The sequence below is a fragment of the Paraburkholderia sp. TE9906 genome, assembly GCF_056279605.1.
This window is the reverse complement of sequence record NZ_JBWCCT010000003.1, coordinates 578730-596694: the sequence shown is the minus strand read 5'-3', so window position 1 is coordinate 596694 and position 17965 is coordinate 578730. Positions and strand designations below refer to the sequence as shown.

The 17965-nt window shown below is 65.2% G+C and carries 18 protein-coding genes; 15 read left to right on the top strand and 3 right to left on the bottom strand.

Features of this window, described 5'->3' with window-relative positions:
* Positions 1 to 208: 208 nt before the first annotated feature.
* From ACZ9H4_RS10455 to ACZ9H4_RS10440, 4 genes are all read left to right on the top strand, one after another.
* Positions 209 to 1288, top strand: a complete 1080-nt coding sequence (locus tag ACZ9H4_RS10455; RefSeq protein WP_408148787.1) for an LLM class flavin-dependent oxidoreductase — start codon at positions 209 to 211, stop codon at positions 1286 to 1288.
* A 12-nt stretch (positions 1289 to 1300) separates the two neighbouring features.
* The gene (locus tag ACZ9H4_RS10450) at positions 1301 to 2137 is read left to right on the top strand and encodes a class II aldolase/adducin family protein (protein WP_476118972.1); all 837 of its coding nucleotides are present in this window, start codon (positions 1301 to 1303) and stop codon (positions 2135 to 2137) included.
* A gap of 211 nt (positions 2138 to 2348) precedes the next feature.
* Positions 2349 to 3008 carry a cysteine dioxygenase family protein gene (locus ACZ9H4_RS10445; RefSeq protein ID WP_476118971.1) on the top strand — a complete coding sequence of 220 codons (660 nt, stop codon included), beginning with the start codon at positions 2349 to 2351 and terminating at the stop codon, positions 3006 to 3008.
* Entirely contained in the window at positions 3005 to 4606 is a 1602-nt protein-coding gene (locus ACZ9H4_RS10440) for a rhodanese-related sulfurtransferase (RefSeq protein ID WP_476118970.1), read from the top strand. Before ACZ9H4_RS10445 ends, ACZ9H4_RS10440 begins: the two co-directional genes overlap by 4 nt.
* 49 nt (positions 4607 to 4655) lie before the next feature.
* On the opposite strand, the gene ACZ9H4_RS10435 is transcribed toward ACZ9H4_RS10440, so the two are convergent.
* Positions 4656 to 5567 carry a LysR family transcriptional regulator gene (locus tag ACZ9H4_RS10435; protein ID WP_476118969.1) on the bottom strand — a complete coding sequence of 304 codons (912 nt, stop codon included), beginning with the start codon at positions 5565 to 5567 and terminating at the stop codon, positions 4656 to 4658.
* 270 nt (positions 5568 to 5837) lie between these two features.
* Between ACZ9H4_RS10435 and ACZ9H4_RS10430 the strand changes: the two genes are divergently transcribed.
* From ACZ9H4_RS10430 to ACZ9H4_RS10420, 3 genes are all read left to right on the top strand, one after another.
* The gene (locus tag ACZ9H4_RS10430) at positions 5838 to 6740 is read left to right on the top strand and encodes an ABC transporter substrate-binding protein (RefSeq protein WP_408148854.1); all 903 of its coding nucleotides are present in this window, start codon (positions 5838 to 5840) and stop codon (positions 6738 to 6740) included.
* A 682-nt stretch (positions 6741 to 7422) separates the two neighbouring features.
* The gene (locus ACZ9H4_RS10425) at positions 7423 to 7974 is read left to right on the top strand and encodes a hypothetical protein (RefSeq protein WP_459252114.1); all 552 of its coding nucleotides are present in this window, start codon (positions 7423 to 7425) and stop codon (positions 7972 to 7974) included.
* 24 nt (positions 7975 to 7998) lie between these two features.
* Complete coding sequence (locus tag ACZ9H4_RS10420; RefSeq protein WP_408148777.1) at positions 7999 to 8952, top strand: patatin-like phospholipase family protein; 954 nt, start codon at positions 7999 to 8001, stop codon at positions 8950 to 8952.
* A 40-nt stretch (positions 8953 to 8992) separates the two neighbouring features.
* Here ACZ9H4_RS10420 and ACZ9H4_RS10415 read toward each other — a convergent pair whose 3' ends face one another.
* Together ACZ9H4_RS10415 and ACZ9H4_RS10410 are read right to left on the bottom strand one after the other, a co-directional pair.
* Positions 8993 to 10273 carry a type II toxin-antitoxin system HipA family toxin gene (locus ACZ9H4_RS10415; protein WP_408148775.1) on the bottom strand — a complete coding sequence of 427 codons (1281 nt, stop codon included), beginning with the start codon at positions 10271 to 10273 and terminating at the stop codon, positions 8993 to 8995.
* Complete coding sequence (locus ACZ9H4_RS10410) at positions 10263 to 10601, bottom strand: helix-turn-helix transcriptional regulator (RefSeq protein ID WP_408148774.1); 339 nt, start codon at positions 10599 to 10601, stop codon at positions 10263 to 10265. Before ACZ9H4_RS10410 ends, ACZ9H4_RS10415 begins: the two co-directional genes overlap by 11 nt.
* A gap of 133 nt (positions 10602 to 10734) precedes the next feature.
* Between ACZ9H4_RS10410 and ACZ9H4_RS10405 the strand changes: the two genes are divergently transcribed.
* The 8 genes from ACZ9H4_RS10405 (at position 10735) to astA (ending at position 17965) form a co-directional block, all read left to right on the top strand.
* Positions 10735 to 10962 (top strand): hypothetical protein, encoded by a 228-nt coding sequence (locus ACZ9H4_RS10405; RefSeq protein ID WP_408154414.1) that lies wholly within the window; start codon positions 10735 to 10737, stop codon positions 10960 to 10962.
* A 99-nt stretch (positions 10963 to 11061) separates the two neighbouring features.
* The gene (locus tag ACZ9H4_RS10400) at positions 11062 to 11751 is read left to right on the top strand and encodes an ABC transporter permease (RefSeq protein ID WP_476118968.1); all 690 of its coding nucleotides are present in this window, start codon (positions 11062 to 11064) and stop codon (positions 11749 to 11751) included.
* A 5-nt stretch (positions 11752 to 11756) separates the two neighbouring features.
* A complete protein-coding gene (locus tag ACZ9H4_RS10395; RefSeq protein WP_408148769.1) occupies positions 11757 to 12470 on the top strand; it encodes an ABC transporter permease in 714 nt (237 codons plus the stop codon).
* Positions 12471 to 12547: 77 nt separating this feature from the next.
* Positions 12548 to 13339 (top strand): ABC transporter ATP-binding protein, encoded by a 792-nt coding sequence (locus tag ACZ9H4_RS10390; RefSeq protein WP_121318837.1) that lies wholly within the window; start codon positions 12548 to 12550, stop codon positions 13337 to 13339.
* A 34-nt stretch (positions 13340 to 13373) separates the two neighbouring features.
* Positions 13374 to 14423, top strand: a complete 1050-nt coding sequence (locus ACZ9H4_RS10385; RefSeq protein ID WP_408148766.1) for a GlxA family transcriptional regulator — start codon at positions 13374 to 13376, stop codon at positions 14421 to 14423.
* Between the two features lie 143 nt (positions 14424 to 14566).
* Complete coding sequence (locus ACZ9H4_RS10380; protein WP_408148764.1) at positions 14567 to 15802, top strand: aspartate aminotransferase family protein; 1236 nt, start codon at positions 14567 to 14569, stop codon at positions 15800 to 15802.
* Between the two features lie 67 nt (positions 15803 to 15869).
* Positions 15870 to 16931 carry an arginine/ornithine succinyltransferase subunit alpha gene (gene aruF, locus ACZ9H4_RS10375; RefSeq protein ID WP_408154456.1) on the top strand — a complete coding sequence of 354 codons (1062 nt, stop codon included), beginning with the start codon at positions 15870 to 15872 and terminating at the stop codon, positions 16929 to 16931.
* Positions 16928 to 17965, top strand: coding sequence for an arginine N-succinyltransferase (gene astA, locus ACZ9H4_RS10370; RefSeq protein WP_408148761.1), 1038 nt, complete (start codon positions 16928 to 16930; stop codon positions 17963 to 17965). Before aruF ends, astA begins: the two co-directional genes overlap by 4 nt.

The window sequence follows — 17965 nt, the reverse complement described above, 5'->3', positions numbered from 1 at the left end:
AGACGGTGCGCGGATGTCCACGTTCATCGAAGGGGGTTTGGGCGGCAGCCGGCCCGCTCGAACGTTACATGCAAAGCCGATATAGATATGGCCGATCAATATTTAACAAGCGCATGTCGCGCTGCTACCTTAGGCCCCTCGAACAGCGTCACGCAGCCGGCGCAACACGCCGCCGCCCCGCCGGGCAACCATTCACGGAGACACCGACGTGTCCATCGAATTCATCGGTATGATCCAGACCCGCAAGGTGTCTGAAACTCACGCGCCGCAAGGTCCTGCAGTCGACACCGGCTACGTGGAGCAATTCGCCCGCGCGCATGAAGCGGCGGGCTTCGACCGCATTCTCGTGCCGCATCATTCGACCAGCCCCGACGCGCTGCTGACCGTTGCTCATGCGGCGAGCGTGACGAGCCGTGTGCACTTCATGCTCGCGCACCGGCCGGGCTTTGTCGCGCCGACGCTCGCCGCGCGCCAGCTGGCGACGCTCGATCACTACTCGGGCGGACGCCTCGCGGTGCACATCATCTCCGGCGGCGACGATGCCGAACAGCGCCGCGACGGCGATTACCTGTCGCACGACGAACGCTACGCGCGCACCGACGAATACCTGCATATCCTGCGCCGCATCTGGACCGAGACGAAGCCCTTCGATCACGCGGGCAAGTACTATCGCTTCGAACAGGGCTTCTCCGAGGTGAAGCCCGTGCAGCAGCCGCATATTCCGGTGTACTTCGGCGGGGCGTCGGCGCCCGCGCTCGAAATCGCCGGCCGTCACGCGGATGTCTACGCGCTGTGGGGCGAGTCGAAAGCCCAGGTGCGCGAGCAGGTGGCCCGCGTGCGCGAGCAGGCCGCGAAGCACGGGCGCAGCGTGCGCTTCTCGGTATCGTTCCGGCCGATTCTCGCGGCCACGGAAGCCGCCGCGTGGGAGCGCGCGGAGCACATCCTCGCCGAAACGCGGCGGCTGCGCGCGGCGCAGGGGCTCGGCGTCGGCGGTCCGGCGCAAAGCGAAGGCGCGCGGCGTCTGCTCGCGGCATCGGGCGAGTCGGATCGTGCCGACGAGCGCTTGTGGACCGGCATCGCGCGCGAAATCGGCGGACGCTCGAATTCGACCGCGCTGGTCGGCACGGCGGAACAGGTCGCCGATACGCTCGCCGAGTATCACGCGCTCGGTGTGTCGACGTTCCTCGTGCGCGGCTTCGATCCGTTGGAAGACGCGGTCGAGTACGGCCGCGCGCTGATTCCCGCGACCCGTGAACGCATCGCGCGCGTCGAGCGCGCGGCGGCCTGAACGGAGGCGCGCGTGACCGATCTCTCTCCCGCCGCATTCGACTCCCCGCGCGCAGCCGAGCCGCCGACGCTCGTGCGTCACGCGCCGCTGCGCAAGTTCTGGTTCGACGACGTGCCGCCGCGCGAGAGCGTCGCGGCCGAACGCCGTCATCGGCAGGAACGGCTGGCCGTCGCGTTTCGCCTGTTTGCGCGCTATGGCTTCGATCAGGGGCTCGCCGGCCATATCACCGCGCGCGACCCGGAGTGGCCCGACCACTTCTGGGTCAATCCGTTCGGCAAGCATTTCAGCCGTATCCGCGTATCCGACCTGCTGCTGGTGAATGCCGAGGGCGAGATCGTGGTCGGAGAAGGCCCGTTGAATCAGGCGGCCTTCGCGATTCACGCGGCGATCCACGAGGCGCGTCCCGACGTGGTGGCGGCGGCGCACACGCATTCGCTGTACGGCAAGGCGTGGTCGACGCTCGGCCGCACGCTCGATCCGCTGACTCAGGATTCGTGCGCGTTCTATCAGGACCATGCGCTGTTCGACGATTTTCGCGGCGTCGTGCTCGACACGCAGGAGGGTGCGCGGATCGCGGCAGCGCTCGGCGAGCGCAAGGCGGTGATCCTGAAGAACCACGGCATCCTCACGGCGGGCCCGAGCGTCGAAGCGGCGGCCTGGTGGTATATCGCGCTCGACAACGCGTGCCATGCGCAACTGCTCGCCGAAGCCGCGGGCGCCCCGCAAGCGATTGCGCACGACGTCGCCGCGCTCACGCACGAGCAGGTGGGCCGCCCGGGCGGTGCGCTGTTTGCATTCCAGAGCCTGCTGGAAGGGCTCGTGGAAGCGGAGCCTGACGTCCTCACCTGAGCGCTTTTTCAACGACGGCGCACGCTTGCGGCTCGCGGCGCCGATCGCACGCGGATCGCACGCGGATCGCACGCGGATCGGCGGGCGCCGCTCGCTTCGCGCACGCCGCGCTGCGCGAACGGCGTGCAGCGATGAACCGGCGTCTGCGTCGCGGCGCTCGCGCGGATTGCATGAGCGCCTGATTCGTACCTATCTTTTTTCCAACCCATCCATGACCCAGATGTTGAGGCCGGACCGGCTGCGCGCGTTCGTCGGCCGGATCGCGTCGCTTGTCGACGAAGCCGCGCATGACGACGCGAACCACGAAGCTCGCGACGCGTTACAAAACGACGCCCGTAAGGAAGCGCATCTGCTCGAAGCCGGCGCCGCCGCATTGCGCGAACTGATCGCGCACGACGACTGGCTGCCGGATGCATTCGCGCAGCCCCATGCCGAGCGATACCAGCAATTCCTGTTGCACGCGGACTCGCAACAGCGTTTCTCAATCGTCAGTTTTGTGTGGGGACCCGGGCAGGCGACGCCCGTGCACGATCACACCGTCTGGGGTTTGATCGGCGTGCTACGGGGCGCGGAAATTGCTCAGGCTTATCGTGTCCGCGAGGACGGCGCGCTGACCGAACACGGTGCGCCGCAGCGCCTCGAACAGGGTGCCGTGGACGCGGTGTCGCCGCGTATCGGCGACATTCATCGCGTGAGCAATGCTTTTGGCGACCGTGCGTCGATCAGCATTCACGTGTACGGTGGAAACATTGGCGCGGTGACGCGCTCGGTCTACACCGGCGACGCGGGCCGTAAGACTTTCATCTCAGGTTACTCGAACGACGTGTTGCCGAATATCTGGAATGTCTCGAAGGAGTTTCTTACCCCATGAGTGTCATCAACGAATTCCGTACCCGATCATTTGAAGACGTGCGCGGCGCGCTCATCGCCCGTGAAGAAATTGCACTTGTCGACGTGCGTGAGGAAGATCCGCACGCACGCAGTCATCCGTTGTTTGCCGCCAACCTGCCGCTGTCGCGGCTCGAACTGGACGCGCCGGCGCGGCTGCCGCGCGTGGCGGTGCCGATCGTCGTGTTCGATGCGGGCGAAGGCCTCGCCGAACGCGCCGCGCGGCGCCTGACCGAACTCGGCTATACCGACGTCGCCTTGCTCGAAGGCGGTCTGCAAGGCTGGCGCGAAGCCGGCGGCGAATTGTTCCAGGACGTCAACGCGCCGAGCAAGGCGTTCGGCGAACTGGTGGAAAGCGTGCGCCACACGCCGTCGCTGCCCGCGCCGCAGGTGCAGGCACTGCTCGATCATGAAGCCGACGTGGTGGTGCTCGACGCACGCCGCTTCGACGAATATCAGACCATGAACATCCCCGGCAGCATCAGCGTGCCGGGTGCCGAACTGGTGCTGCGCGCACGGCAACTCGCACCGAACCCGGCCACGCGGATCATCGTCAATTGCGCGGGGCGCACACGCAGCATCATCGGCGCGCAGTCGTTGATCAATGCGGGCGTGCCGAATCCGGTCGCGGCGCTGCGCAATGGCACGATCGGCTGGACGCTGGCGGGGCAGGCGCTCGCGCACGGCAGTTCGCGCCGCTTCGAGCCGATCGTCGAAGACGCGGTGCGTCTGGCCGCCGCTGATGCCGCGCGCGCGGTCGCGGATCGCGCGAAGGTGGGCCGCACCTCGCGCGACGAAGCGCGCCGCTGGGCCGACGAGGCGGTGCGCAGCGTGTATCGCTTCGACGTGCGCACGCCGGAGGAATACGAAGCGGGCCACGTGCCCGGCTTTCGCAGCGCGCCGGGCGGCCAGCTGGTGCAGGAAACCGACATGTTCGCGCCGGTGCGCGGCGCGCGCGTGATTCTCGCGGATAACGACGGCGTGCGCGCGAATATGAGCGCGTCGTGGCTCGCGCAGATGAACGTCGAGGTATACGTGGTCGACGGTCTGAGCGCTGCCGACTTTGCCGAGAAGGGCGCGGCGCCGCCCGCGCGTCTCGCTCCCACACCGCCCGAGGCGGATGAAATCACGCCAGCCGAGCTGCGCGCGCTGCTGCAGTCGCCGGGCACGGTCGTACTCGATTTCACGACCAGCGCGAACTATGTGAAGCGCCACATTCCAGGCGCGTGCTTCGCGATTCGCGGCATGCTCGATACGGCGGTGCGCAAATTGCCGGATGCGCAACGCTATGTTGTGACCTGCGGCAGCAGCCAGCTTGCACGCTTTGCCGCGCCCGAACTGGCGGCGCTGACGGGCCGTCCGGTGCAGGTGCTCAGCGGCGGCACGGCGGCGTGGATCGAAGCGGGCTTTCCACTCGAAAGCGGCGAGACGCGCATGGCGTCGCCGCGCATCGATCGTTACCGGCGCCCGTATGAAGGCACCGATAACGCCCACGAAGCGATGAACGCGTATCTGGAGTGGGAGTATGGACTCGTCGCGCAGTTGGGACGCGATGGCACGCATGGGTTTCGCGTGCTTTGACTCGGATCTGATTTGAGTCCGACGGATGCGGGGCGGGGCAGCGTACGGTTCACGCCGCGCGCTGCTTGCGCGTCTCCTTGAACGCTCGCTCGATGAGCGCGCCGAATTGCTCGACCGGCTGTTGCAGCTTGCCGAGTACGCGCGGCTGCACGAGCCAGATGTCGATCAGCGGCTTGAAGTCGCTGAGCGAGACGATGTCGAGTGCGTCGGCGTGCGCGCTCGCGTGCAGCAGCGGTAGCGGTACGAGGCCGAGCCCGATGCCGCCCGCCACCAGTTGCAGTTGCAACTCGGTGCCGGGCGTTTCCAGATTGAGCCTGAGCGTGAGGCCCAGGCCTGTCAGCGCGCGTTGCAGTCCGTCGCGAAAGCCGCAGCCATCGGGATTCAACACCCAGCCGATCGATTGACAGCCGGCGAGCGTATGCGGGCACTTTTTCAGCATGCCTTTCTGTGCGACCACGGCGAGTTTGATGCGGCCGAGCGAGCGTGCGGATACGGTGTCGTCGAAGGTCTTGTTGGCGGGCAGCAGGATCGCGGCGGCGTCGAGCTCGCCCTGTTCGAGCCGTTGCAGCAACCGGCTGCCCCAGCCGGTGGATGCGCGCGCCTGCAGATCGGGGTAGGCCGCCTTCAGATCGCGGATCGCGTCGCTCAGCGCGACATCGGCGATGGTTTGCGCGACGCCCACGCGCAAGGTGCCGGCGGGCGGCGTGCCGGTGGCGACGAGGCCGCGCAGCACGTCGAGCTCGCGCTGGATCACGCGGCACTGCTCATAGACGATACGGCCGGTGGCCGTCGCCTTGAGCGGCCGCGTATTGCGATCGAGCAGTTCGACGCCGAGCGCCTCTTCGAAATTCTGCAGACGTCGCGTGATCGCCGGTTGAGTGAGGCCGAGCGCGAGCGCCGCCTGTTGCAGCGACTGGCAGCGAATGACGGTGACGTAGGCGTCGATTTCGTCGATCTTCATGATGAACGGTGCCGGGACGAGAGCGCAAAAAGAATGCGATCGATGATACCCGCCGCACCGCGTTCGCACGCATCGGTGCCGAAGAAAATTCGCATATTTGCTTAGAAGAATAATGCGTTTGTCTTATACAGAAGCGTCCCTTATCGTCGATGGAAAATCACTTCATGCCATCGGGCAAGCATCGCCATGACGACTCTGCGTTTTTCGTTCGACATCCTCTCTGTTTCGAAGCGTGCGTGGTCCGCACCGCTTGGCGCCGTCACGCTGACGATGGCAGCGCTGCTGTGCGCCACGCCCGCTCACGCGGCCGATCTGCCGGTGCTGAAAGTCGGCGACCAGTCCTTGCAAACGCGCGGCATTCTCGAAGCGTCGGGCCAGTTGAAAGACCTGCCGTACAGGATCGAATGGTTCAACTTTCCGGCTGCGCAACCGCTCGGTGAAGCGTTGAACGCGGGCGCGGTCGATGTCGGCGGGCTCGGCGATGCGCCGCTCGTGTTCGCGCTGGCAGCGGGAGCCCGGGTGCGGGCCGTGGCTGCGACGCGCTCGACGCCGCTGGATCTCGCGATCGTCGTCGGTGCGAATTCGCCGCTCAACGACGCGGCGAGTTTGAAGGGCAAGCGTATCGCGACGACACGCGGCTCGATCGGCCACTATCTCGCGCTTGCCGCGTTGAAGAAGGCCAACGTGCCCGTGAGCGAGGTCACCTTCGTATTTCTCGCACCCGCCGACGCCAAGGCAGCGCTCGCGTCGGGCAGCGTCGACGCGTGGTCGGTGTGGGATCCGTACACGGCATTGGGCGAAGCGCGCGATCACGACCGCATCATCGCGAATGGCGTCGGTCTGTCGGAAGGGCTCAGCTACCAGGTCGCGACGGATCGCGCGATCGCCGACAAGCGCGCGCAACTCGCCGACTTCCTGCGGCGCGTGGCGCTCGGCCAGCGCTGGGCGCTGTCGCATCCCGACGAAGTCGCGGCGATGCAGTCGCGCGTGACCGGCCTGCCGGTCGACGTGCTGAAGACGGTCTATCAGCGCGGCCAGGTGCATCCCGTGACGATCGACGACAGCGTCGTCAGCGCGCAGCAACGCACCGCCGATACCTACGAAGCCGCCAACGTGATTCGTGCGCATCTGGACGTGCGCACGAGTTTCGACCGCAGCTTCCCCTTGCCTTGATGCGGCCGGCGGGAGTGTGAGCATGAACGTCGGGCGGGCGATGACGCCGTGTCCTGCGCCACTCGCCGGCGGCGCGTAAATCATCTGCCGATTCGGTGTAAACGCGCTCTCGTCTAAACCGTCCAATGCGATTAGATTATCTGCACTTGGAAGGCTTATCGAGGGACCAGGGCGGCCAAACAAGCAGCGGTTTGCCATTCCGGCGATGGCGCAAGGTGTGCAGCCAAGGTTGCCCACCGCTTCGACGGAACCGGACCGCTGCGCGTCGTCCGCGGTGCCTCGTATCTGGCGGCCAGTGGCCGCTTTCACTTCCGGTTGACTGTCTCGACCGACCTGGCGACGCTTTTCTGGCGTCGCCTTTTTGCTTGTGGCGACGCGGTGTCGTGCTTGTCCGCGATGAGACGCGCACTACTGCTTTCAGTTCGCCACGGCAGCCGCCGCTTCCGTGCCACCCCCGTGCCGCGCTTTCGTCGCGCTTTTGCGATGCGCCGCGCAGACTCGCGCGAATTCCCGGTATTCAATCGACTTTGCATGCACGACGGCCACGTGCCGCCGTGTCGACCTCGCTCGCGGTTTGCGCCGGGTGCGGTTATCCTGTAGCTCGCTCCGAAGGAAGTCCCCTTGGGAGGCACTACATACCGGAACGCGCGTCTTGACAGCGCATCCGTACAGGGAATTCGCCGTGAGCCTGAAACTGCTTACCGTCGCGATGTTGGCCACGTGCGTCGCACTCACCGGCTGCGACGATCGACAGAGCGACTACGCCGTGCAAAAACTCAAAGATTTCTTCAATGCCGTCAAACCCGATGCGTTGCTGCTCAGGAACATGACGCCGGGTGTCACGACCGAAGCGCAGATCCGCGACCAGATGGGCAAGCCGGAAACCGAGCGCACCTTTACCGATGGCTCGAAGCGCTTCGAATATCCGCGCGGCCCGCAAGGACTGAACACGTACATGGTCGACATCGACCGTGACGGCAAGCTGCAGGCCATTACGCAGGTGCTGACGGCGGCCAGCTTCGCGAAGATCCGCATGGGCATGAGCGAGGACGAAGTACGCCGATTGCTCGGCAAGCCCGGCGAGGTCGCGGTATTTCCGCTGAAGCCGGAGACCGTGTGGAGCTGGAAGTGGCGCGAGGGCGGCGTGACCCAGGAAGGGATTTTCAACGTGCACTTCGACCGGAATCTGAAGGTGTACACGACCTCGCGCTCGGACGTGATACGAGGGCGATAGAAGAAATGAAGCGGGGTGAGAACAATGATACGTCGACGTCGATACAGCCGGATCGGGCTGGTGTTGGGAGGTGGTGCCGCGCGCGGCTGGGCGCATATCGGGGCGATCCGCGCGTTGCATGACGCGGGCATCAAGCCCGACGTGGTGTGCGGCACGTCGATCGGCGCGCTGGTGGGCGCCGTGTACGCGAACGGCGACCTCGACTGGCTCGAAGAGTGGGTCGCGCGGCTCACGTGGCAGACCGTGGTGCGTCTGCTCGATTTGCGCATCTCGGGCGGTCTGCTCGGCGGGCGCAAGGTGATCCAGCTATTCGCGGACAAATTCAACGGCCGTTCGATCGGGGAGTTGAACCTGCCGTTCGCCGCGGTTGCCACGGAGCTCGATACGGGGCGGGAAATCTGGCTGCAGGAGGGCAGCACGATCGATTCGGTGCGCGCGTCGATTGCGATTCCCGGCATCTTCACGCCGGTGCGGCACAACGGCGTGTGGCTGGTGGACGGCGGCCTGAGCAATCCGGTGCCGGTCTCGGTGGCGCGCGGCATGCGCGCGGACTGTGTGATTGCGGTCGACCTGAACAACGACATTCTGAACGGCCGCGACTTCGGCGGCGCGGTGGTCGAAACGCCTTCGCTCGATCCGGACGCGCCGGCGCCCGGCGCGCTGCGCCGCAACGGCAAGCCCTGGCCGCGCTGGCTGGCGCCCGCCGACGCCAGCGCCACCGACGACGTGCGCGTGGCGCCCGCGCCGAGCGCGCGCGTGCCGTCGATGCTGAGTTCGATTGCGCAAAGCATCGACATCATGCAGGTGCGGATTTCGCGCAGCCGCCTTGCCGGCGAACCGGCGGACATCCTGATTCAGCCGCGGCTGGGCGGAATGGGCATTTTCGATTTTCACCGCGCGGCGCCGGCGATCGAGGAAGGGCGCGCGGCGGTCGAATACATGCTGCCGGCGATTCGGGCACGGCTGGGGATGGATTAAGGGGGGGCGGCTTGCGGGCCGGCGCGGGTTCGCCTCGATGCTACTGAACCAGCGCTGCCAGTTCCGGCGGCGCGCCTTCGAAGGCAAACGGATTAAGAAACTGGCGCCGCCACATCAGATTCCGGTCGACGTCACCGAGTTGCGCCTCGGCGCAGATAGGGTGCCAGTTATCGCGGATTATTTCGATCTGATGCTGGGCCAGCGCCATCGCATCGTCGTTGGACAGCAGGAATAGCGGCGCCGCTTTCAAACATGTATCGATCCGGCTGAGCCGCTCATTGCCGACGATAAGCATGGCCTGGGTGGCCTCGTTACCCGCCCGCGCTTGCGGACAGATGTCGTAGGCCGGTGTCAGCGCCAGCTCGTGACCGTTCCAGTAGGCCGCATGATTGCGTGCATGGTCGTCGGTGTTGCCGCACAGCACGTTGAACAGCATGCGGGCGAAAAGCTCCTTGAGCGTGGCTCGTGGATCGCTGAAACGATGGCGGATCAGCGTGGCGAAGTCTTCGTAGCTCGCATAGCGCGCCATCATTTCGTCGAGTGCGAACAGCGTCAGCGCCGAGACCATCGCGCGGCGCTGCCAGCCTTGCGTGGCGCGCACGCGGTCGAACCGTTCTATGAGCAGCACGTCCTTGCCGCCGACCTGCTTGAGCGTCACCGGCGCGGCGTGGATGCCGACTCCGGACGCGAGGCGCATCGCAATGTATTCGGCCTTTACGACGCTGTAGACGTCGCTCTGGGAAGAAAACTTCGCGATGAATTTGCGGTTGTGCGTGGTGATCATCGCTTTGGGGCGCGCACCGCCAATCGAGCTGCCGTGAAATAGCGCGCGCTCCAGATCGGGACTCAGCGGCACCCCGCGCTCGACGCTCGCGACGGCATTCAACAGATCGCTGAAGGACGCGGTGGCCGTCTCGCGTGGCACGTATTCCGTCGGCGACAACTGGAAGTCGAGCGCGCCGATGCGATCCGAGCCGGACTCCAGCAGATAGGTCATTTCGTCGAGCTCGCCAGTGTCGATCTCGGTCCCACGTGCGCCGAGCTTGCGATTGATGATTACGCGCCGGCCCCACGCGTCCGGCGCCGCGTCGCGGATGCTGCCCGGCATCGACAGGCCGTTGGCCAGCGGCAGCGCGCCGCGCTGCAGCGGTAGCTCGGGCGCATAGAGCGGGATCGCGGTTTCGCGCGCCAGGTAGCTCTGGCCGTAGTTGAACAGAATCTGATCGCCCGCGGCAGCGAGCCGGCCAGCGACTACGGGCTCGGTCGCACCGGGCAACCAGACCCAGACAAAGGCTTCTTTATAGGCGGAGTCAGAAGTCATCTTTCGTTTCGATGCGAGGTGCGCGCACGGCCCGCGGCAGCAGCGTCAGTATCTCCGCGTTGGCCTGGAGGGCGGCTGCCAGCGTCGACGAATCTGCGTCGAACAGGCGTACGCCGACGACTGCCGCGGCTTCGAACACCGCGCCGATCGAACACGATAGATCGCCTTTTTCGATTCGCTGTACGAGACTGCGGGACAGACCGGCGCGCTCGGCCAACTGCGCCACGGTGATCTTTCGTTCAAGCCGCGTGCGACGGATTAGTTGGCCTAGCAGGCGTGCGGCCTCGAGGCTGTAGCGCGAGGCGGGACGAGTGGCGCGGAGGGGCATGAATGGGCTAATTGACTCGTATATGAATCACGAAGGGCCTTCGTGACTCGTTTGTGAGTCATTATGGCACGCGGCTTCGAAAAATCAATCGATAACTCATATATGAATCACGAAGTGCTCTTATGATTCATATATGAGTCATTCATCTGTCAGCCGCCAGAATTTCACCGATTGCCACGCCCGCGCGCGGTCTATCGAAAAAGCGACCCGAAACTTGCTAAATCGCGGCGGCGCCCGCCGCCCGCGCCGCACATTACAAACGCATATCTCCTGCAAAACCAAGCGCTACCGGCATTTCGCCGCGCCCAGACGCGTTTTGTTGCGTTGCAGCAAGATGCGCACCCTCTATTTGAGAAATTGATTTTCGCTTGCGAGACTCCGCGCCATGCCGGATGAGTCGGGCAGGCCGCGAGGCCGACGCCGTCCGCGACAACCTCAATAAACCTGGATGGAGACACGCGTGTTCCTATACGGCTTTGGTCCGGTGTTGCTGGCCGGCACGGTCCAGACGATCGAGCTGTCCGTCCTGTCGCTGGCGGCCGCCGTGCTGCTCGGCCTCGCGGGTGCGGCGGCGAAACTCTCGTTCAATCGCCCGCTGCGGGCGCTGGCGACCGGCTATACGACGCTGATCCGCTCGGTGCCCGATCTCGTGCTGATGCTGCTGCTGTTCTACAGCATCCAGATCGCGGTCAACGATCTCACGGATGCGCTCAATCTGCAGCAGTTCGACATCGACCCGTTCGTGGCCGGCGTGCTGACGCTCGGCTTCATCTACGGCGCGTATTTCACCGAGACCTTCCGCGGCGCGTTTCTGGCGGTGCCGCGCGGCCAGCTCGAAGCCGGCAGCGCGTACGGCATGAGCGGCGTACGGGTGTTCACGCGCATCCTGTTCCCGCAGATGATGCGCTTCGCGCTGCCCGGCATCGGCAACAACTGGCAGGTGCTGGTCAAGGCGACGGCGCTGGTGTCGATCATCGGTCTCGCCGACGTGGTCAAGGCCGCGCAGGACGCGGGCAAGAGCACCTTCAACATGTTCTTCTTCATCCTGATCGCCGCGCTGATCTATCTGGCGATCACCACCGTATCGAATCTCGTGCTGATCTGGCTGGGCCGGCGCTATTCGATCGGCGTGCGCCACGCGGAGCTCTGAGCGACATGATCGACATCATCAATCAATTCTGGCGCGCGTTCCTGTTCTGGGACGGCCAGCGCATCTCGGGTCTCGCGGTCACGCTGTGGCTGCTGGTGGCGTCGATCGGCATCGGCTTCGTCGTGTCGATTCCGCTCGCGGTCGCGCGCGTGTCGAAAAAGCGCTGGCTCTCGACGCCGGTTCGCCTCTACACCTACGTGTTTCGCGGCACGCCGCTCTACGTGCAGTTGCTGCTGATCTACACCGGCATCTATAGCCTCGCGTTCGTGCGCTCGCACAGCCTGCTCGACGCGTTCTTCCGCAGCGGTTTTCACTGCGCGATTCTCGCGTTCGCGTTGAACACCTGCGCGTACACGACGGAGATTTTCGCCGGTGCGATCCGTTCGACCTCGCATGGCGAAGTGGAAGCGGCTCGCGCGTACGGCATGAGCTGGTTCACGATGTACCGGCGCATTGTGATACCGTCCGCGCTGCGCCGGGCGCTACCGTTGTACAGTAACGAAGTGATCCTGATGCTGCACGCCACCACGGTCGCGTTCACGGCCACCGTGCCGGACATCCTGAAGGTGGCGCGCGATGCGAACTCGGCCACCTACCAGTCGTTCAACGCATTCGGCCTCGCGGCGCTGCTGTACCTGATCGTGTCGTTTGCGCTGGTGGCGCTGTTTCGCCGCGCCGAGCGTCACTGGCTGGCTTACCTGGCGGTGCGCACGCACTGAGCGCGCGCAGTTGGCACCGGCGGCGCCGATCATTGGCGCCGTCACAGATCGATCCGTATATTCACAGGGAGAGCATCTTGCTCCACACCACGCAGACCGAAGCTTGCAAGCTCGCCGTACAGGACATCCACAAGCGCTACGGCGACAACGAAGTGCTCAAGGGCGTGTCGCTCAACGCGAACAAGGGTGACGTGATCAGCATCATCGGCGCGAGCGGGTCGGGCAAGAGCACCTTTCTGCGCTGCATCAATTTTCTCGAACGGCCCAACGCAGGGCAGATCGTCGTCGACGGCGAAGCGGTCAAGACCAGAACCGACCGCGCCGGCAATCTCGAAGTCGCCGATCACAAGCAGCTGCAGCGTATCCGCACGAAGCTCGCGATGGTGTTCCAGCACTTCAATTTGTGGGCGCACATGAACGTGATCGAGAACATCGTCGAAGCGCCGATTCACGTGCTCGGCATGTCGCGTCGCGAAGCGGAAGAGCGCGCGCGCGAATATCTCGAGAAGGTCGGTCTCGCGCCGCGTCTGGAAAAACAGTATCCGTCGCATCTGTCGGGCGGCCAGCAGCAGCGCGTGGCGATTGCGCGCGCACTGGCGATGAACCCCGACGTGATGCTGTTCGACGAGCCCACCTCCGCACTCGACCCCGAACTGGTCGGCGAAGTGTTGAAGGTCATGCAGAAGCTCGCCGAGGAAGGCCGCACGATGATTGTCGTCACGCATGAGATGGGTTTCGCGCGCAATGTGTCGAATCACGTGATGTTCCTGCACCAGGGCCGCACCGAAGAAGAGGGGCTGCCCGCCGAGGTGCTCACCGCGCCGCGCAGCGAACGGCTCAAGCAGTTCCTGTCCGGCAGCCTGAAGTAACGCGCGGCCCGCGCTCGCGTTTTACTGATTAGCGATGGCTCGATCGTCCAGCCCGGCTCGCACCACGCAGGTCGCGATCGTCGCCTTACCGCCCGTGTCGATGTCGGGTGTCGGGCCGATCGTCGACGCGCTCAACCTTGCCAATGAAATCGACGGCCGTGCGCTGTACCGCGTGCAGGTGTGTTCGTGGGACGGCCGCGCGGTGTCGCTCGCGGGCGGTGCGCAATGGCCGGCCGATGCCGCGTTCGGCGACGCGATCGCGTGCGACTGGCTGATCATCGTCAGCGAACGGTTTCAGCAATTCGCCGACTATCGGCTCTTTCTCGCGAGCCTCTCGCGCGTCGGCCAGCGCACGCCGCTCGTCACCGGCATTCACCACGGCGTGTGGTGGCTCGCGATGGCCGGGCAGTTGTCCGGCTATCGCGTGAGCGTGAATTGGGAAACCTATCAGCAGTTCTCCGAGCAGTTTGAACGCTCGATCGTCACCCAGCAGATCTTCGAAATCGACCGCGATCGCGCCACCTGCGCGGGCGGTCAGGCGACCGTCGATTTCATGCTGGCGATGATCGGCCGTGAGCACGGCCCCGAACTCGCCGACCGGATCGCCGACGCGCTTGGCGTGGGCGTGTTGCGCGCGGGCGAAGAGCGTCAGCGCATTCCGTTCGTGACCGCGCCGGGCGAGCGTCATCCACGTCTGAACGATGCACTGCTGCTGATGGAAGCGAATATCGAAGACCCGCTCACCACCGATGAAATCGCCGCTCTCGTGGGCGTCTCGCGGCGGCAGCTGGAGCGGCTGTTTCGCCAGTATCTCGGCTCGATGCCGTCCAAATACTACCTGGGGCTGCGCCTGTCCAAAGCGCGCACGCAATTGCAGCGCACCAGCAAGTCGGTGGTGCAGATCAGTCTCGCGTGCGGGTTTTCGTCGGCGGCGCATTTTTCCAATGCGTATCGCGAACGCTTTGGTGTCACACCGCGGGAGGATCGTCGCAACTGGATCGACAAACAGACCGGCGCGAGCGGCGCCGCGGCCAGCGAACCGCGGCCGGCCGCGCTGATCGAGCGGCCGGATCTGGCGGATTGAAGCGCAGCGGGCCGGACGGCGGAGCGCATCGAAGCTCGCCGGGCGCGCGGAACGTCATAGAAAACGTCGCGTATGCGCAAGACGTATCGCGTGCGGTTTCCTACACTACCTGTATTACCTCTCACCTGTAACGAGGATTTGCCATGAACGACCTGACAGTGACACGCAAGACCTTCGACGAAGTCATGGTGCCGGTGTTTTCGCCCGCCGCCTTCGTGCCGGATCGTGGTCTCGGCTCACGCGTTTGGGATACGCAAGGCCGCGACTATATCGACTTCGCCGGCGGGATCGCCGTCACCGCGCTCGGTCATGCGCATCCGGAGTTGCTCAAGGTATTGCACGAGCAGGGCGGCAAGCTGTGGCATATCGGCAATGGCTATACCAACGAGCCCGTGCTGCGTCTGGCCAAACGTCTCGAAGACCTGACCTTCGCGGACCGCGCGTTCTTCGCCAATTCGGGCGCGGAAGCGAACGAGGCGGCGCTGAAGCTCGCGCGCCGCGTCGCGTTCGACCGTTACGGCGCAAAGAAGGCCGAGATCATTTCGTTCACGCAGTCGTTTCATGGCCGCACGTTCTTCACGGTGAGCGTGGGCGGGCAGCCGAAGTACTCGGAAGGCTTCGGCCCGGTGCCGGCCGGCATCACCCACTTGCCTTACAACGACATCGAAGCCGCGAAGAAAGCGATCGGCGCGCAGACCTGCGCGGTGATCGTCGAGCCGATCCAGGGCGAGGGCGGCGTGATTCCCGCCGATCCGGCCTTCCTCAAGGCGCTGCGCGAAGCCTGCGATCAGCACGGCGCGCTGCTGATTTTCGACGAGGTGCAAACGGGCGTGGGCCGCAGCGGCTACTTCTACGCGTATCAGGACACCGGCGTCACGCCGGACATCCTGACCACCGCCAAGGCGCTCGGCAACGGTTTCCCGATCGGCGCGATGCTGACCACCGCCGAACTGGCCGCGCATTTCAAGGTCGGCGTGCACGGCACGACCTACGGCGGCAATCCGCTCGGCTCGGCGATCGCCGAGAAAGTGGTCGAGCTGGTCAGCGATCCGAAGCTGCTCGAAGGCGTGCGTGCGCGCGGCGAAGCGCTGAAGGGCCACCTCGCGAAAATGCACGAGCGCTTTGGCCTCTTCACGGAAGTGCGCGGCAAGGGCCTGCTGATCGGCGCGGAACTGACCGACGCGTTCAAGGGCCGCGCGAAAGACTTCGTCACCGCAGCCGGCCAGCACGGCGTGATCATGCTGATGGCCGGTCCCGACGTGCTGCGTTTCGTGCCGTCGCTGATCATGCCGCTCGAGGACATGAGCGAAGGCTTCGAACGCCTGACGAAGGCCTTCGGCGAAATCGTCGGCGCGAACGCGCAAGCGGCGGCGCGTTGATTCACGCCAGCGCGCTGATGATCCGGCTCAAGCACCGCACCATGCGTCACATTCAACAGGATCGATGATGCTCTTCGTACGTCCAGGCCGCCTGGCCGATCTCGACGCGCTCGAACATATGGCGCGCACCGCGCAACCGGTGCTGCATTCGTTGCCGCACGACCGGCGCGCGCTCGAAGCGCGCGTCGCCTTGTCGGAAGACTCGTTTCGCGCGGATGTCGATTTTCCGGGCGAGGAGTTCTATCTGTTCGTGCTCGAAGACAGCGAAAGCGGCAAGCTGATGGGCACTGCGAGCATCGTGGCCGCGGCCGGTTATTCGGACCCGTTCTACGCGTTTCGCAACGACGCGCTGATTCATGCGTCGCGCGAGCTGCACGTGAACCGCAAGATTCACGCGCTGACCATGTCGCATGAACTGACCGGCAAGAGCCGGCTCGCGGGCTATTACATCGACCCGTCGCTGCGCGGCGAGCCCGCCGCGCATCTGATGTCGCGCGCGCGGATGATGTACATCGCGGCCAATCGCCGGCGCTTCACGCCCGAGGTGTTCTCGCTGCTGCTCGGCGTCACCGACGAGAACGGCGTGTCGCCGTTCTGGGAAGCGGTGGGGCGCAAGTTCTTCGGCCGCGATTTCGCCGACATCGAAATTGAATCGGGTGGCCGCAGCCGCACTTTTATCGCCGAAGTGATGCCGACTTATCCCGTGTACGTGCCCCTGCTGCCGGCAGCGGCGCAGCGCGTGCTCGGCGAGCCGGATTCGAAGGCCTTGCTCGCGTATGAGATTCACCAGGAAGAGGGCTTCGAGACGGACCGCTTCATCGACATTTTCGACGCGGGGCCGGTGTTGACGGCGCAGGTGGATCGCAGCGTCAGCGTGACGCGCAATGAGACGCGGGTGGTCCACGAGTCGGCTGCCGCCGCGCCGAACGCTGCGACGTATTTGATCGCGCATAACGGCGCCGACGGCGAATTCCGCTGCGTGCTCGGCGAACTGGCCGCGGGCAAGGACGCGGGTGCGCCGTTGTCGCATGCGGCGCGCGCGGCGCTCGGCGTGCAGGAGGGCGATGCGGTGCGTTGCGTGCCACTGCATGCGCCGCATCAGGATGAACATTCGGGAGAGGCGCAATGATCGTCGTTCGCGTTGTGCAACGAGGCGATGTGGACGCGCTGATGCGGCTCGCGCAGGAAACCGGCCCCGGCCTCACCACGTTCAAGCCCGACCGCGATGCGCTGGCGGCGCGTGTCGAACGTGCACGCCGCACGATGGAAGACAAGGCCGAGCCGCACGAGGCCGGCTACTTCTTCGTGATGGAAGATACGGACACCGGCGACGTGGCGGGTGTCTGCGGTATCGAAACGGCGGTCGGCCTGCAGCAGCCGTTCTACAACTATCGCGTGAGCACGGTGGTGCACGCGAGCCAGGACCTCGGCATCTGGACGCGCATGAGCGCGCTGAACATCTCGCACGACCTGACCGGTTATGCGGAGGTATGTTCGCTGTTCCTGAGTCCGCGCTATCGCACGAGCGGGGTGGGCGGCCTGCTGTCGCGCTCGCGCTTCATGTTTCTCGCGCAGTTTCGCGAGCGTTTTCCGCAGCGTCTGTGCGCGGAACTGCGCGGCCACTTCGACGCGGAAGGCACCTCGCCGTTCTGGCGCGCGGTCGGCTCGCATTTCTATCAGATCGATTTCAACGCGGCGGATTATCTGAGCTCGCATGGCCGCAAGGCGTTTCTCGCCGAGCTGATGCCGCGCTATCCGGTGTATGTCGAACTGTTGCCGCAGGAGGCGCAGCAATGCGTCGGCCTCACGCATAGCGACACGATTCCCGCGCGACGCATGCTCGAAGCGGAAGGCCTGCGTTACGAGAATCACGTCGATATCTTCGACGCGGGTCCGGTGCTCGAATGCCACATCGCCGACTTGCGCACGGTGCGCGAGAGCGTGCTGGTGCCGGCCGAGATCGCCGATGCGCCCGCGCACGCGCCGCAGGATGGGCCGAAATCGATGGTGTCGAATACCTCGCTGGGCGATTTTCGTGTCGGCGTGGTGGCGGGCGTGCCGCAGGACGGCGTGTTCCGACTGAGCGCGACAGAGGCCGCCGCGCTCGACGTCAAGGCCGGCGACCTGGTGCGGGTGCTGCCGCAGAAACACAAACAAGGATGA

Coding starts and splice junctions, on each gene's coding strand:
- ACZ9H4_RS10405 (WP_408154414.1), top strand. CDS start 10,735: ATGAGTCATTCATCTGTCAGCCGCCAGAATTTCACCGATTGCCACGCC.
- ACZ9H4_RS10440 (WP_476118970.1), top strand. CDS start 3,005: ATGAGTGTCATCAACGAATTCCGTACCCGATCATTTGAAGACGTGCGC.
- ACZ9H4_RS10445 (WP_476118971.1), top strand. CDS start 2,349: ATGACCCAGATGTTGAGGCCGGACCGGCTGCGCGCGTTCGTCGGCCGG.
- ACZ9H4_RS10420 (WP_408148777.1), top strand. CDS start 7,999: ATGATACGTCGACGTCGATACAGCCGGATCGGGCTGGTGTTGGGAGGT.
- ACZ9H4_RS10430 (WP_408148854.1), top strand. CDS start 5,838: ATGGCAGCGCTGCTGTGCGCCACGCCCGCTCACGCGGCCGATCTGCCG.
- ACZ9H4_RS10395 (WP_408148769.1), top strand. CDS start 11,757: ATGATCGACATCATCAATCAATTCTGGCGCGCGTTCCTGTTCTGGGAC.
- astA (WP_408148761.1), top strand. CDS start 16,928: ATGATCGTCGTTCGCGTTGTGCAACGAGGCGATGTGGACGCGCTGATG.
- ACZ9H4_RS10380 (WP_408148764.1), top strand. CDS start 14,567: ATGAACGACCTGACAGTGACACGCAAGACCTTCGACGAAGTCATGGTG.
- ACZ9H4_RS10435 (WP_476118969.1), bottom strand. CDS start 5,567: ATGAAGATCGACGAAATCGACGCCTACGTCACCGTCATTCGCTGCCAG.
- ACZ9H4_RS10385 (WP_408148766.1), top strand. CDS start 13,374: ATGGCTCGATCGTCCAGCCCGGCTCGCACCACGCAGGTCGCGATCGTC.
- aruF (WP_408154456.1), top strand. CDS start 15,870: ATGCTCTTCGTACGTCCAGGCCGCCTGGCCGATCTCGACGCGCTCGAA.
- ACZ9H4_RS10410 (WP_408148774.1), bottom strand. CDS start 10,601: ATGCCCCTCCGCGCCACTCGTCCCGCCTCGCGCTACAGCCTCGAGGCC.
- ACZ9H4_RS10415 (WP_408148775.1), bottom strand. CDS start 10,273: ATGACTTCTGACTCCGCCTATAAAGAAGCCTTTGTCTGGGTCTGGTTG.